The 13950-nt window shown below is 74.5% G+C and carries 11 protein-coding genes; 6 read left to right on the top strand and 5 right to left on the bottom strand.

The window, feature by feature from the left end; genetic code table 11:
• Window positions 1–40 precede the first annotated feature (40 nt).
• From D4B81_RS14555 to D4B81_RS14565, 3 genes are all read left to right on the top strand, one after another.
• Window positions 41–5029, top strand: a complete 4989-nt coding sequence (locus tag D4B81_RS14555) for an Lhr family ATP-dependent helicase (RefSeq protein WP_237566021.1) — start codon at window positions 41–43, stop codon at window positions 5027–5029.
• A 219-nt stretch (window positions 5030–5248) separates the two neighbouring features.
• The gene (locus tag D4B81_RS14560; protein WP_122263396.1) at window positions 5249–6964 is read left to right on the top strand and encodes an ABC-F family ATP-binding cassette domain-containing protein; all 1716 of its coding nucleotides are present in this window, start codon (window positions 5249–5251) and stop codon (window positions 6962–6964) included.
• 21 nt (window positions 6965–6985) lie between these two features.
• Entirely contained in the window at window positions 6986–7912 is a 927-nt protein-coding gene (locus D4B81_RS14565; protein WP_202613711.1) for a DMT family transporter, read from the top strand.
• On the opposite strand, the gene D4B81_RS14570 is transcribed toward D4B81_RS14565, so the two are convergent.
• Together D4B81_RS14570 and D4B81_RS14575 are read right to left on the bottom strand one after the other, a co-directional pair.
• Complete coding sequence (locus D4B81_RS14570) at window positions 7893–8762, bottom strand: 2-oxo acid dehydrogenase subunit E2 (RefSeq protein WP_122263398.1); 870 nt, start codon at window positions 8760–8762, stop codon at window positions 7893–7895. The two genes, D4B81_RS14565 and D4B81_RS14570, sit on opposite strands and share 20 nt — an antisense overlap.
• Window positions 8763–8834: 72 nt before the next feature.
• Complete coding sequence (locus D4B81_RS14575; protein WP_122263400.1) at window positions 8835–9518, bottom strand: phosphatase PAP2-related protein; 684 nt, start codon at window positions 9516–9518, stop codon at window positions 8835–8837.
• A gap of 63 nt (window positions 9519–9581) precedes the next feature.
• Here D4B81_RS14575 and D4B81_RS14580 point away from each other — a divergent pair, with 63 nt between their 5' ends.
• Genes D4B81_RS14580 through D4B81_RS14590 form a run of 3 tightly spaced genes read left to right on the top strand, consistent with a single transcriptional unit; the run spans window position 9582 to window position 12386 of the window.
• The gene (locus tag D4B81_RS14580) at window positions 9582–10172 is read left to right on the top strand and encodes a peroxidase-related enzyme (protein ID WP_122263402.1); all 591 of its coding nucleotides are present in this window, start codon (window positions 9582–9584) and stop codon (window positions 10170–10172) included.
• A complete protein-coding gene (locus tag D4B81_RS14585; protein ID WP_122263403.1) occupies window positions 10165–11022 on the top strand; it encodes a DNA-formamidopyrimidine glycosylase family protein in 858 nt (285 codons plus the stop codon). The genes D4B81_RS14580 and D4B81_RS14585 overlap by 8 nt, the downstream gene beginning before the upstream one ends.
• Before the next feature lie 35 nt (window positions 11023–11057).
• Complete coding sequence (locus D4B81_RS14590) at window positions 11058–12386, top strand: alpha-amylase family glycosyl hydrolase (protein WP_122263405.1); 1329 nt, start codon at window positions 11058–11060, stop codon at window positions 12384–12386.
• A 46-nt stretch (window positions 12387–12432) separates the two neighbouring features.
• Here the strand turns inward: D4B81_RS14590 and D4B81_RS14595 are convergent, their stop codons facing one another.
• The 3 genes from D4B81_RS14595 to pgsA are packed head-to-tail and all read right to left on the bottom strand — an operon-like array spanning window position 12433 to window position 13947.
• The gene (locus tag D4B81_RS14595; protein ID WP_097187988.1) at window positions 12433–12771 is read right to left on the bottom strand and encodes a helix-turn-helix domain-containing protein; all 339 of its coding nucleotides are present in this window, start codon (window positions 12769–12771) and stop codon (window positions 12433–12435) included.
• A 16-nt stretch (window positions 12772–12787) separates the two neighbouring features.
• A complete protein-coding gene (locus D4B81_RS14600) occupies window positions 12788–13312 on the bottom strand; it encodes a CinA family protein (protein WP_122263407.1) in 525 nt (174 codons plus the stop codon).
• Window positions 13309–13947, bottom strand: coding sequence for a CDP-diacylglycerol--glycerol-3-phosphate 3-phosphatidyltransferase (gene pgsA, locus D4B81_RS14605; protein WP_122263409.1), 639 nt, complete (start codon window positions 13945–13947; stop codon window positions 13309–13311). The genes D4B81_RS14600 and pgsA overlap by 4 nt, the downstream gene beginning before the upstream one ends.
• Window positions 13948–13950 lie beyond the last annotated feature (3 nt).

Genomic DNA, 13950 nt, shown 5'->3' on the forward strand with positions numbered 1-13950 from the left:
CTGCACGACGTCTGTCGGTGCCGGGTGGCACAGTGAGCGCGTGACCACCCAGCACCTGGACCACGCAGCGGTCCTCGACCGCTTCTCCCCCGCCACGCGGGCGTGGTTCACGGCGTCCTTCCCCGGTCCCACCGCCGCCCAGACCGGCGCCTGGGACGCGATCAGCCGCGGGGAGCACACCCTGGTCGTCGCCCCCACCGGCTCGGGAAAGACACTGTCCGCCTTCCTCTGGGCCATCGACCGCATCGTCACCTCGCCGCCCCCGACGCCACGGTCCGCGGAGCGGGCGCGCGCCCGCCGGTCCACGCCAGCACCGGCGGCCGACCGGGGCGCGGCCGAGGTCGAGAGAGGTCGCTGCCGCGTCCTCTACGTCTCCCCGCTCAAGGCGCTCGCCGTCGACGTCGAGCGCAACCTCCGCTCACCGCTGGTGGGCATCGGCCACGCCGCCACCCGACTCGGTATGCCGTCCCCCGCCGTCTCCGTGGCCGTCCGCTCCGGCGACACTCCCGCCGCGGAGCGCCGGACCTTCGCGCGGGAGGGGGCGGAGATCCTCATCACCACCCCGGAGTCGCTGTTCCTCCTGCTCACCTCCCAGGCCCGGGCCGCGCTGAGCGGCGTGGAGTCCGTCATCGTGGACGAGGTGCACGCGGTGGCGGGCACCAAGCGGGGGGCGCACCTGGCGATCACCCTCGACCGTCTGGACGCACTCCTCGAACGCCCCGCCCAGCGCATCGGCCTGTCGGCCACGGTCCGTCCGGTGCAGGAGGTGGCGCGCTACCTCGCGGGCGGGCGCCCCGTCACCACCGTCCAGCCCCCCTCCACCAAGCGGTGGGACCTGCAGGTGGTCGTGCCGGTGCCGGACATGGCCGACCCGGGGGCGACCGAGCAGGCCGACGTCCCGGCCGCCCCACCCGCCCGCCGGACGACAGCTCAGGACCGCGTCGAGCATCCGGACGACTGGGCGACCGGCCCGGGCCCCCAGCTCCCCGACCTCGACGACGACGGCCAGGTCGCCGAGGACGTGTGGGCGCCCTCGCAGGACCCTGCGGAGCGCGCCTCCATCTGGCCCCACGTCGAACGGCGGGTCACCGACCTCATCGCCGGGCACACCTCCACCCTCGTGTTCACCAACTCGCGCCGGGTCGCCGAGCGCTTCACCGCCCGGCTCAACGAGGACTGGGAGGAGCGCCAGGAGACGCCCGACGGCACCGGGGACGGGCCGGAAGGTCCGGCGCAGGGGCGCCGCGCACGGCATACCCCCGCCGCCCCCACGCAGGTGATGGCGCAGTCCGGAGCCAGCCGGGGCGCCGCACCGGCCCTCGCCCGCGCCCACCACGGCTCCGTGAGCAAGGAGCAGCGCGCCATCATCGAGGACGCCCTCAAGACCGGCCAGCTGCCCGCGGTCGTCGCCACGAGCAGCCTGGAGCTCGGCATCGACATGGGGGCCGTCGACCTGGTGGTCCAGGTCGCGAGCCCGCCGAGCGTGGCCTCCGGTCTGCAGCGGGTGGGCCGGGCGGGACACCAGGTGGGGGCGGTGAGCGAGGGCGTGTTCTTCCCGACGCACCGCGCCGACCTCGTCCAGACCGCGGTCGTCGTCGAGCGGATGCGCGCCGGGATGATCGAGCAGCTCCACGTCCTCGCCAACCCGCTCGACGTGCTCGCCCAGCAGGTCGTGGCGATGGTGGCGATGGACGACTGGTCGGTCGCCGAGCTCTTCGACCTCGTGCGCCGCGCCGCCTCCTTCGCCGCGCTGCCGAGGGCGCTCTTCGAGGCCGTGCTCGACATGCTGGCGGGCCGCTACCCGGGCGAGGACTTCGCCGACCTGCGACCGCGCGTGGAGTGGGACCGGGTCACCGACACCCTCACCGCGCGGCGCGGCGCCCAGCTGCTGGCCGTCACCTCCGGCGGCACGATCCCGGACCGCGGCCTCTACGCCGTCATGCTGGCCACCGGCGAAGGCCCGGGCCGTCGGGTGGGCGAGCTCGACGAGGAGATGGTCTACGAGTCCCGCGTCGGTGACGTCTTCACGCTGGGCACGACGAGCTGGCGCATCGAGGACATCACCCACGACCAGGTGCTCGTCACCCCCGCGCCGGGGCAGATCGGGCGGCTGCCCTTCTGGAAGGGCGAGGCGCAGGGCCGTCCGGCGGAGCTGGGGGCCGCCGTGGGCGCCTTCGTGCGCAGGGTCGCGGGTATGCCGCGCACCGCCGCCCTGGAGGAGCTCGCCGGGCACGGCCTCGACCCGTGGGCGGCCGACAACCTCGTCACCTACCTCGACGACCAGCGGCAGGCCACCTCGCACCTGCCCGACGACCGCACCGTCGTCGTGGAGCGGTTCCGGGACGAGATCGGCGACTGGCGCGTGGTCGTCCACTCGCCGTGGGGCCGTCCGGTGCACGGACCCTGGGCGCTGTGCCTGGCTGCCCGGATGCGCGAGCGCTACGGCACCGACGTGCAGGCGCTCGCGGCCGACGACGGCATCGTGCTGCGCCTGCCCGACCTCGGGGGGTGGGACGAGTCCGGGTCCCGGACCGACTCCCGCGAGGAGCAGGCGCGGCTGGACGCCGAGATCGCCGAGCTGCTCACCCTCGACCCGGAGGAGGTCGCCGACCTCGTCACGCAGGAGATCGGCGGCTCGGCGCTCTTCGCCTCGAGGTTCCGCGAGTGCGCGGCCCGGGCTCTGCTGCTGCCGCGCCGCAACCCCGGCCGACGCCAGCCCCTGTGGCAGCAGCGGCAGCGGTCGGCGCAGCTGCTCGAGGTTGCCGCCCGCTACCCCACCTTCCCGATCGTCCTCGAGGCGGTCCGCGAGTGCGTCCAGGACGTCTTCGACGTCAGCGCGCTCGTGGACCTCATGCGACGCGTCGCGAGCCGGGAGGTCCGGGTCGTGCCGGTGGCGAGCACCGCGCCGTCACCCTTCGCCCGGTCCCTGCTCATGGGCTACATCGCCCAGTACCTCTACGAGGGTGACTCACCCCTGGCCGAGCGCCGCGCAGCCGCGCTCTCCCTCGACCCCGCCCTGCTGGCCGAGCTGCTGGGACGGGGCGAGGGTGCCTCGCTGCGCGACCTGCTCGACCCGGAGGTCGTCGCCCGGACCGAGGCCGAGCTGCAGCGACTGACCCCCGAGCGCGCCGCCCGCGACGCGCAGGACGTGCTGGACCTCCTGCGGGTCCTCGGGCCGTTGTCGACCGGGGAGGTCCTGGCCCGCAGCCAGGAACCTGTCCGCGACGCCGTCCCCGGCTGGTTGTCGGACCTGGCCGAGGCCCGACGTGTGATCGAGGTGCGGGTCGCGGGTGAGCAGCGGTGGGCGGACGCCCAGGACGCGGCCCGGTTGCGCGACGCCCTCGGGACGGCCATCCCGGTGGGGGTGCCGGCCGCCTACCTCGAGGGTGTCGACGACCCGCTCGGCGACCTCGTCGTCCGCTACGCCCGCACGCACACCCCGTTCACCCTGCCGGACCTCGCGACGCGGCTCGGGCTCGGGCCGGCGGTCGTGCGCGACGCCACCCGCAGGCTCGCGTCCGCGGGCCGGCTCGCCGAGGGTGCGCTGGTCCCGCACGGGACGGGCGCCGAGGACCTCTGCGACGCCGAGGTGCTCCGGCTGCTGCGCCGACGCTCGCTGGCCGCCCTGCGCCAGGAGGTCGAGCCCGTCCCGCAGACGTCCTACGCCCGGTTCCTGCCGCGCTGGCAGGGGGCGACCCTGCTCGGCGCCGGGGAGGGCGAGCAGCTGCGCGGGGTCGACGGCGTGCTGCGTGCCGTGGAGCAGCTCGCCGGCGCCCGCCTGCCGGCCTCGGCCGTCGAGTCCCTGATCCTCCCGGCGCGGGTGCGCGACTACTCCCCCGCGCTGCTCGACGAGCTGATGACGTCCGGCGAGGTGCTCTGGCAGGGGCACGCCAGCCTGCCCGGGGACGACGGGTGGGTCTCCTTCCACCTGGCGGACACGGCATACCTGACGCTGTCCCCTCCCGAGCCCCTGCAGGACGAGGCCACCGCCCGGGTGCTCGAGCTGCTGGAGCGGGTGCCGGGGGGCGCCTACCTCTTCCGCTCGCTCTCCGACGCACTCTCCCTGACCGACGACCAGGCGCTGGTCACGACGCTGTGGGACCTCGTGTGGTCCGGACACGTGAGCGCGGACACCTTCGCGCCCGTGCGAGCCCTCCTCGGGGGCGGCCGGACGGCCCACCGCGCCCGCCGGGCACCTGCCCGTGCCGGGCGGTGGTCCCGCTCGTCCGTGGCCCTGGGCCAGCGTCCCTCCCGCCCGGCCATGCCGGTCCGCTCCGGCCCGCCCAGCGCCACCGGGCGTTGGTCGCTCCTGCCGCCGGTCGAGACCGACCCGACCGTCCGCTCGCTCGCCACCGCCGAGCAGCTCCTCGACCGCTACGGCGTCCTCACCCGGGGGTCGGTGGTCGCGGAGGGGATCGCCGGCGGGTATGCCGGGGTCTACCGCGTGCTGGCGGGCGCGGAGGAGGCCGGGCGGGTGCGGCGGGGCTACGTGGTCGAGGGCCTCGGGGCGGCGCAGTTCGGCACGGCCGGGGCGATCGACCGGCTCCGCGCGCTGGAGGGCGGCGCGGGGGCGGACCAGCCGGGGCGGGCTGCGGAGGTGGTGCTGCTGGCGGCGACCGACCCGGCCAACCCCTACGGCGCAAGCGTGCCCTGGCCCGACCGGCAGGCCGGCGAGGCCCCGGACGGGTCATCGAGCGGAGGCCCGGCCGACACCGTGGCGGCCACCCACCGGCCCGGTCGCAAGGCGGGGTCCATGGTCGTCCTCGTCGACGGGGCCCTCGTGCTCTACCTCGAGCGCGGCGGTCGCACCGCGCTGACCTTCCCCCCGCCGGTCGACCTGCCGGACGCCGCGGTGTGGGGCGCGGTGGCGACGTCCCTCGTGGGCGTGGTGCGGTCGGGCGCGCTGCGCAGCCTGACGATCGCCCGGGTCGACGGCGCGCCCTCGATCGGCTCGGCCTCCCCCCTCGCCACCGCCCTGGTGGAGGCCGGCTTCCACACGGCGCCGCAGGGCCTGAGACTGCGCCGGTAGGCCGCACCGATCGGGTCCGTGGACCGAGGCCCACAGCTGGTCCACCACCGTGGGCGCCCGGCCGGCGACCCGGGCCCAGCGGAAAGGTGTTGCCTCCGGGCAGGACCCCGCCCTAGCGTCTGCCGCATGTGGATGTCCTGAGCGCCGCACCCGCCGCACCCGCTGCGCCGCCGCACCCGACGCGCGCGAACGGGGCCCCGACCCGACCTCCGGAGTGCCATGACCCAGCCGTTCCTGCTCCCCACCCCCACCTCGACCCGGTCGGACCACCTGCGCGTCGACGGTGTCTCACGTTCCTTCCCCGACCGTCGCGTCCTCACGGACGTGTCCTTCGTCGTGCCCGCGGGCGAGGTGGCCTGCCTCGTCGGCGAGAACGGCTCGGGGAAGTCGACGATGCTCCGCATCGCCGCGGGGTATGACGTGCCCGACGCCGGCACGGTCTCCGCACCCGGCACCGTCGGGCTGTTCCACCAGGAACCACCCTTCTCCCCTCGCCTGACCGTCGCGGAGGTGCTGGACGACGCCGTGGCCGAGGTCCGCGGTCTCGCGCTCCGCGTAGAGCACGAGGGGCAGGCCCTGGCGGACGGCGACCACGGCGCGGCGACCCGCCTCCCCGAGGCGATCGAGGCCGCCGGTCGTCGCCACGCCTGGGACGTCGACCACCGCGTCGACCGGGTGGTGGCGGGACTGGGGCTGGGCGGGCTCGCACGCGGGCGACGGGCCGAGGCTCTCTCGGGCGGGCAGGTGTCCCGCCTGTCGCTGGCCTGGCTGCTGCTGCGCTCCCCCGACACGCTGCTCCTCGACGAGCCGACCAACCATCTCGACGACGAGGGCACCGCCCTCCTCGTCGAGCTGCTGCGCGGATGGTCCGGCCCCGTGCTGGTGGCCAGCCACGACCGGGCCTTCCTGGACGAGGTCGCCACCACTCTCCTCGACCTCGACCCCGCGCCGACGCCCCACGCGCTCGTCCGGTACGACCTGGACTCACCCGGCTCCGGCTTCGGGGTGACCAGGTTCACCGGCGGCTACACGGCATACCTGCGGCAGCGGCGGGACGAGCGGGCCCGGTGGTCGCGCAGGTACCGGGAGGAGCAGGCGGAGCTGGCGCGGCTGCGGGCCCGGTTGCGGGACGTCCACACCGTCGGTCACGTCGACCGGCCGCCACCCAGCGAGGTGCGTAGCAGCAGGAAGTTCTACGCCGACCGCAACGCCAAGGTGGTGGCGCGCCGCGTCGACGACGCACGGACCGCGCTGACGAGGCTGGAGGAGGGACAGGTCCGCAGGCCCCCCGCGCGACTGCGTTTCCGCGGGCTCGGGCCGCCCGGGAGCCGTCCGGCCGCCCGGGCGGACGCCGCCCCGCCCGTGCTCTCGGCGGACGCCGTGTCGGTCCCGGGGCGCCTGGCACCGACGAGCCTGAGCCTCCCCGCGCGTGGGCGCCTGCTGGTCACCGGCGCGAACGGCTCCGGGAAGTCCACGCTCCTCTCCGTCCTGGCCGACCAGCTCTCACCCCACGCCGGCTCGGTGACCCGGATCCCGGGGCTGCGGGTCGGGCTGCTCGCCCAGGAGCCCGTCCGGCGCGACCCCGGACGGAGCGTCCGGGCCAGCTACGCGGCCGCGGTCGGGGCCGGCCTGGCCGGACTCACCCCGTTGTCGTCGTTCGGCCTGGTGGCCGGACGGGACGAGAACCGGCCGGTCGGGACGCTGAGCGTCGGTCAGCGCCGGCGCCTGGACCTGGCGGTCCTGCTCGCCGACCCGCCGGACGTGCTGCTCCTGGACGAACCGACCAACCACCTGTCCCTGCTGCTCGTCTCCGAGCTCGAGCTGTCCCTGCCCGACTACCCCGGCGCCGTCCTCGTGGCCACCCACGACCGGTGGCTGCGGGAGGACTGGGCCGGGGAGCGGCTCCACCTGGAGGGGCCGCCCGACCAGCGCTGAGGCGTGTGGTCCACTGTGCCGGTGACGCGACGGAACAGCTCTCCCGGTGCGGCGCTGGCCGCGGTCGGCGCCGCCGCGTTGTGGGGGACGACCGGGACCGCACAGGAACTCGGCCCGGACGGCACGGACCCCGTCACCGTCGGCGCGCTGCGCATCCTGCTCGGTGCCCTGGTCCTCGGAGTGCTCGCCCTCCGCCGCCCCTCCGGGCCGGCACTGACCGGCTCCGGGCTCCCCGGCAGGCTCCCCGGCCCCGCGGTGGTGCTGCTCGGCGGGGTCTGCGTGGCGGCCTACCAGGCGTGCTTCTTCGTCGGCGTCGACCGCGCGGGCGTGGCGGTCGGCACCGTCGTCGCGCTCGGGGTCGCCCCGCTGGCCACCGGGCTGCTCGGGCTCCTCCTCGGGGAGCGGCCGGACGCCCGCTGGGCGGTCGCGACGAGCGGCGCGGTCGTGGGGGTCGGCCTGCTGGTGCTCGGCACGGGAGCCGGCGCCGCAACGGACACGCCCGACCCCCTCGGGCTGGTCGCTGCCGCGGGGGCCGGGGTGTCGTACGCGGGCTACACCGTCGCCGCCCGGACCCTCCTGGTGCGTGGGGTCCGCGGGACCACGGTGATGGCCGCCTTCTTCGCCCTGGGTGCCGTGCTCCTGGCCCCCACCCTCCTCGTGACGGACCTCGGCTGGCTGACCACCCGCCCGGGCGTGCTCATGGTGCTGTGGCTGGGTGTCGTCGCGACCGGTGTGTCCTACCTGCTGTTCCAGCGGGGGCTCTCGCACCTGTCGGCACGCACGGTGGCGACCCTCTCCCTCGCCGAACCGGTGACCGCGACGCTGCTCGGGGTGCTGGTCCTGCGCGAGAGGCTGGCGCCGCTCACAACCACGGGGATCGCTGTGGTCGTGCTCAGCCTGCTGGTCATGGCCGTGCCCGGACGCCGCCTCAGCCGGGCCGCCGGGTGAGGACGTCGGGGTCCTCGAACATCGCCTGGAGGATCTGGGCGCTGCGCACCAGGTAGAACCCGTCGGTGGCCCGCTCGTCGACGGTGTAGACCACGTCGACCCGCCGGCGCGCCACGACCGCGCCGTCGGCGTCGACCACCGGCTCGGGCCGGATCGTGCCGATCGAGACGAACACCGTGGCCGTGCCCTGCTGGTAGAGGTGGTGGAACGGCGCCTCCGCCTGGAGGGAGCCGAGGTTGACCAGGTAGGCGCTGGCGTAGACGGGGATCGCGTCCTGCAGGACACGCGGCAGCAGGTTGAGGCCGTCCAGGGTCCAGACCGTCCGGGCGACTCCCGCCAGGACCGGACCGGGGAGGCGGCCCAGGGTGTCGACGAGCCGGTCGGTGTCGTCGCGGTCAGCGCCGCGGGAGCGCGCCAGGACGGTGTCGACCATCTCGCGCACCTCGTCCACGGTCTCGGTCCCGGTGAAGCGGAGCTGCGCCTGCACCTCCGGCGCCTCGTCGGTGAGAGCCTGCTTGACCGTGAAGGAGAAGGTGATGTCGCGGTGCTCGTAGGTGCGCCCGCCGACCCCGGCGATGAACCGGTTGAGCTCGGGCCGCAGGAGGTAGAGCCGGGCCAGGGCGGTGAGGAAGACGTGGAAGAAGCGCAGCCGTTCCTGCTGCGGACGGTCGGCGTTGACGACCTCGAGCCAGTGGACGAGGCGGTCCACGTCCAGGCGCTGGGGGTAGTAGACCGTCGACTCCACCCGGGTCCGCATCAGGTGCGGGACGACCCGGCGCATGGTCGGCAGGTCCGTCACGAGCCGCCCGTCACGCCGCCCGCGCGCCAGCCGTCGACCCGTCCAGAACATCCGTCCTCCTCCGGTGACAGCCGCGATCCGCGGCAGCGACCGATGGTGGTGAGCCTACGGGTGCGGCACCGGTCAGGCGCCGGTGACCCGCGACAGCCGCGCGAATAGCCGTCCGTGCCGCCACGTGTGCACGACGAAGGAGGCCAGGAGCAAGCCGCCGACCACGTCGATCGAGTAGTGCCCGCGGGCGAGCAGCAGCCCCGCGGACATGAGGAGGACCAGGAGCCACTGGAGCCGCCGCAGACCGGGCCGGTCCACCGGGGTGAGCAGGGCCAGCAGGGTCATGGCGGCGACGTGGCCGGAGGGAAACATCCCGTAGTTCTGCGGCGTGAAGATGAAGGGCCCCTCCCCCTGGGCGGGAGCGAGGGGGGTGAGCACCATGATCCCGGCCCGCAGCAGGTACATCACCGCGAACACCGTGCCGACGGCAGGGAGCCGGTGCAGGTCTCGCCGCAGCAGGTCGACAAGGAGGATCGCGAAGCCGAGGACGAGCGCGAGGACGGTGAGCCAGCGCGCCGGGCGGACGTACGGGAGCAGCTCGAAGAGCAGGTCGTCGGGCCGGACGGCGTCGGCGAAGCGCTCGGCCAGCAGGGAGTTGGCGAGCGAGGTGGCGAGCAGCGCCAGGAGCCCGAGGCCGGCGGCCACGCCCCAGGCGGCGAGCGGCGAGGGCCGGCCCTCGGCGTCGTCGTCCATGTGGCCCGGCCCCTCCTCGACGTCGTCGGCGGGTCCGACCTGGCGGCCGGTGGTCGCGAGCATAGCGGCTGGCCGGGACGGCTCCCCCGGGGCGGGACCGCCGGCGCGGCGTCCTAGATTGACCCCATGAGCACCGCCGCCGACCCCTCGATCTCCGCCCTGCCCCTCCCCTCCGCGGAGGACGTGCCGGACGGAGTGCGCCGGCTGTGGGACAGGTCGCGGGAGGTCTTCGGCTTCGTGCCCAACGTCTTCGTGGCGCAGGCGTACAACGGCGAGCAGTTCCAGGCCTGGTGGAGCTACTTCAACCTCCTCGTCAACAAGGAGGGCCACCTGACCAACGCCGAGCGAGAGCTCCTCGCCGTCGTGGTCAGCGGGCTCAACCGGTGCACCTACTGCGCGGTCTCGCACGGGGCGGCGCTGCGCCACCACACCGGGGACCCGGTCACCGCCGACCTCGTCGCCGTGAACTGGCGGCAGGCGGACCTGCCGGACCGGGAGACGGCGCTCGCGGACTACGCGGAGAAGCTCACGCTCACCCCCGCCGACGTCACCCCCGAGGACCTGGCGCCGCTGCGGGCGGTCGGGCTGGACGACCACCAGATCCTCGAGGCGGTCCAGGTCATCGGCATGTTCAACATGACGAACCGCATCTCCACCGCCCTGGCCATGGTCCCGAACGTCGAGTACCACGCGCAGGGACGGGCGCCGGGTGCCTGAGGGCGACGCCGTCTGGCGCACCGCCCGCCGGCTGCACCGCGGGCTGGCCGGGCAGGTCCTCGAGGGCAGCGACCTGCGGGTGCCCGCGGTGGCCACCAGCGACCTGTCCGGCCGCCGCACCATCGAGGTCGTGCCCCGGGGAAAGCACCTTCTCCACCGGGTGGAGGGAGACCTCACCCTGCACAGCCACCTGCGGATGGAGGGTTCCTGGCGGGTGCACCCGGTGGCGCGCCGGCACGCGCTGTCCGCGCGGCATACCGTGCGGGCCCTGCTGTGGACCGGCGAGCGGGTGGCGGTCGGGGACAGCCTCGGCATGCTCGACCTGGTCCGCACCAGCGAGGAGGACCGGGTCGTCGGCCACCTCGGCCCGGACCTCCTCGACCCCGGGTATGACGAGGCGCTGGCCCGGGCGAACGTGCTCGCCGACCCGGGGCGCACCGTGACGGAGGCGCTGCTCGACCAGCGCAACGTCGCGGGGATGGGCACCATCTTCACGGCCGAGCCGCTCTTCGTGCACGGCGTGCACCCCTGGTCACCGGTCGGCGAGGTCGGCGAGGAGCAGGTCGGCCAGCTGCTCGCGACCGCGCGGCGCATGCTCGTGCTCAGCTGCCGGACCGGTCGGACGACGATCACCGGGAGGGCCGACGTCAACGCCGACGACGCCTGGGTCCACGGCCGGGTCGGGCTGCCCTGCAAGCGATGCGGGACCACGGTCCGGCTGGCGACCATCGGCCGGCAGCCCCAGGAACGGGTGATGTTCTACTGCCCCACCTGCCAGGGCGGGCGGGCGCCGACCGACGGGGGCGCCCGGCAGACGCCGCTGGGCCACGGGAGGCGCAGCTACGAGTGAGCGGCCGGCCCCGGCCGGCACTAGGCTGGTCGACCGTGCCCGTCGACGAGCGATTCACCCCTGCTGCCCCTGTCCGCCTCACCCACCCCGAGTGGAGCCGCGACGCGGTGATCTACCAGATCAACCAGCGCCACTTCACGCCCGAGGGCACCTTCGCCGCGGCGCAGGAGCACCTGCCCCGCCTGCGCGACCTCGGTGTCGACATCCTCTGGCTGATGCCGGTCAACCCCATCGGCGAGGAGAACCGCAAGGGCGTCCTCGGCTCCCCCTACGCCGTCCAGGACTACCTCGCGGTGAACCCCGAGTTCGGCACCCTCGAGGACCTGCGCGCCTTCGTCGCCGCCGCGCACGACCTCGGGATGCGGGTGATCGTCGACTGGGTGGCCAACCACACGGCCTGGGACAACCCCCTGACCCGTGAGCACCCCGAGTGGTACCGCAAGGACTGGCGCGGCAACTTCGTGCCCACCCCGTGGTGGGACTGGGACGACGTCATCGACCTCGACTACGACCAGCCGGGGCTGCGCGAGTACATGGCGGGGGCGATGGCCTACTGGGTGCGCGAGGCCGACGTCGACGGCTTCCGCTGCGACGTCGCGGGCTACGTGCCGGTCGACTTCTGGGAGACGGCCCGCGCCGAGCTGGAGGCGGTCAAGCCCGTGTTCCTGCTCGCCGAGTGGGAGAACCGGGACCTGCACGTCGGGGCCTTCGACGCCACCTACGCCTGGTCGTGGAACCAGACCATGCACCACATCGCCACGGGCCGCGCGAGCGCGGCGGACCTCAAGGTCTACTACGCCTGGAACGAGCGGGCCCACCCCGCCGACGCGATGCGCATGCTGTTCGTCTCCAACCACGACAAGAACGCGTGGGAGGGGACGGAGTACGAGCAGTTCGGCCCCATGCTTGACGCCGCCGTCGTGATGTCCGTCGTCTCCGAGGGCATCCCGATGGTCTACAACGGCCAGGAGGCCGGCAACGACCGGCGGCTGACCTTCTTCGACAAGGACGAGATCACCTGGCGCGAGGACCCGCAGGGCGAGCTCTACCGCACCCTGTTCTCGCTGAAGAAGGCGCACCCGGCGCTGTGGAACGCCGCCTGGGGCGCCCGGATGGAGCGGGTCCCCAACGACGGGGAGGACCAGGTCATCAGCTTCGTGCGCGTGCACGGCACCGGGGACGCGGTGGTGGCAGCCTTCAACCTCTCCGACCGACCCGCGCGCGTCACCCTCGCCGCGGCGCCCGGGCAGGAGCTGGGGTATGTCGACGCGTTCGACGGTGCGCCGGTGGACTACGCGGAGGGTTCGGTGTGGGAGCTGCCCGCGTGGGGCTACCGGGTGGGGGTCACACCGGTCCCGGCCTGAGGGTGCGGGGGCCAACCACCCGGGGAGAGTCGGCGTCTGCTGCCGGTCAGGCGGCGGAGACGACCGCGTTGCGGCCCGGGGACACCGACCGCGAGCGGATCGGCTGGGCCAGGCCGTCGTTCAGGAGCGCGGTCATCTGGATCTGGGACGCCTCGGCGAGGCTGACTCGGCCGGCGACGTCGGAGAGCATCTCCGACAGCGGCACGTCCAGGGCCCGGCAGATCGAGGCCAGCAGCTCGGAGGAGGCCTCCTTCTCGCCGCGCTCGACCTCGGACAGGTAACCCAGGGAGCAGGCGGCGAGGGAGCTGACCTCGCGGAGCGTGCGCCCCTGACCCTGCCTCTTCTCGCGCAGGACGTCACCGAGCTCACGTCGTAGCAGCACCATCGTCAACCTCCTCCGCTCATCCGGACACGTCCAGCTCTGAGACCTCTACCGTACCTCCCGGCACTGACAGGACGCTGAGCAGAACCCCCTCGAGCAGTCGGAGGGCCAGCTCCACGGTGCTGCTGCGCACCGTGTCGCGGTCGCCGTCCAGGTGCAACGCCCGGTGGGTCCGCCCGGATTCCCCGACGACGGCGACGTGCACGGTCCCCGCCGGGTGCCCGTCGCTTCGCCCGGGCCCGGCGACCCCGGTCGTCGCGACGCCCCAGTCCGTCCCGAGGAGGCGCCGCACCCCCTCGGCCATCGCCTCCGCGCACGCCTGCGACACCACCCCCTCGACGGCCAGCAGCTCGGCCGGCACGTCCAGCAGCCGCACCTTGACCTCGGGCGCGTAGGCCACGACCGCACCGACGAGGACGTCGCTGGAGCCCGGGACGTCGGTCAGCGCCCCCGTCACCAGCCCGCCGGTCAGCGACTCCGCCGTCGCGACCGTCTGTCCCGCCTCCCTCAGCAGGTCAACGACGCGCGCCGCCGCGGCGCTCATCCGGACGACGTCGACGGCGGGCCGAAGGCCTGCCGGACGTAGTCGACGCCGGTCACCACGGTCACCACGAGCGCGGCGTACATCACCGACAGCCCCAGGGTGCCGACGAGGCCCAGGAGAGGGGTGAGCATGAGGATCAGGCCCACGGCCTGCAGGACGGTCTTGAGCTTGCCGCCGCGGCTGGCGGGGATGACGCCCCGGCGGATCACGACGAAGCGCATCAGGGTGATGCCCACCTCACGGACCAGGATGACGACGGTCACCCACCACGGCAGCTCACCCAGCAGCGAGAGACAGACGAGCGCCGACCCCATGAGCGCCTTGTCCGCGATCGGGTCCATGAGCTTGCCGAAGGCGGTGATCAGGCCCTTGCGCCGCGCCAGGTCACCGTCGACCCAGTCGGTCACCGTCGCGACCACGAAGACCCCGGTCGCCCACCACCGGTCCACCGCCCAGGACCCGGTGACCCCGCCGTCGTCGTCGTAGCCGGCGTCGCGCATCAGCAGCCAGACGAAGACGGGCACGAGCACGACCCGCAGCATGGTCAGGGCGTTCGGCAGGTTCCACGCGGAGGCCTGCGGGGCCTCGGGCGCCGTGGCGATCTCGGGGCCGTCGGGGTCGTGGGGTCCGAGCACCGC

Origin of the sequence: Ornithinimicrobium cerasi (assembly GCF_003702705.1) — a bacterium.
Taxonomy (GTDB): domain Bacteria; phylum Actinomycetota; class Actinomycetes; order Actinomycetales; family Dermatophilaceae; genus Ornithinicoccus; species Ornithinicoccus cerasi.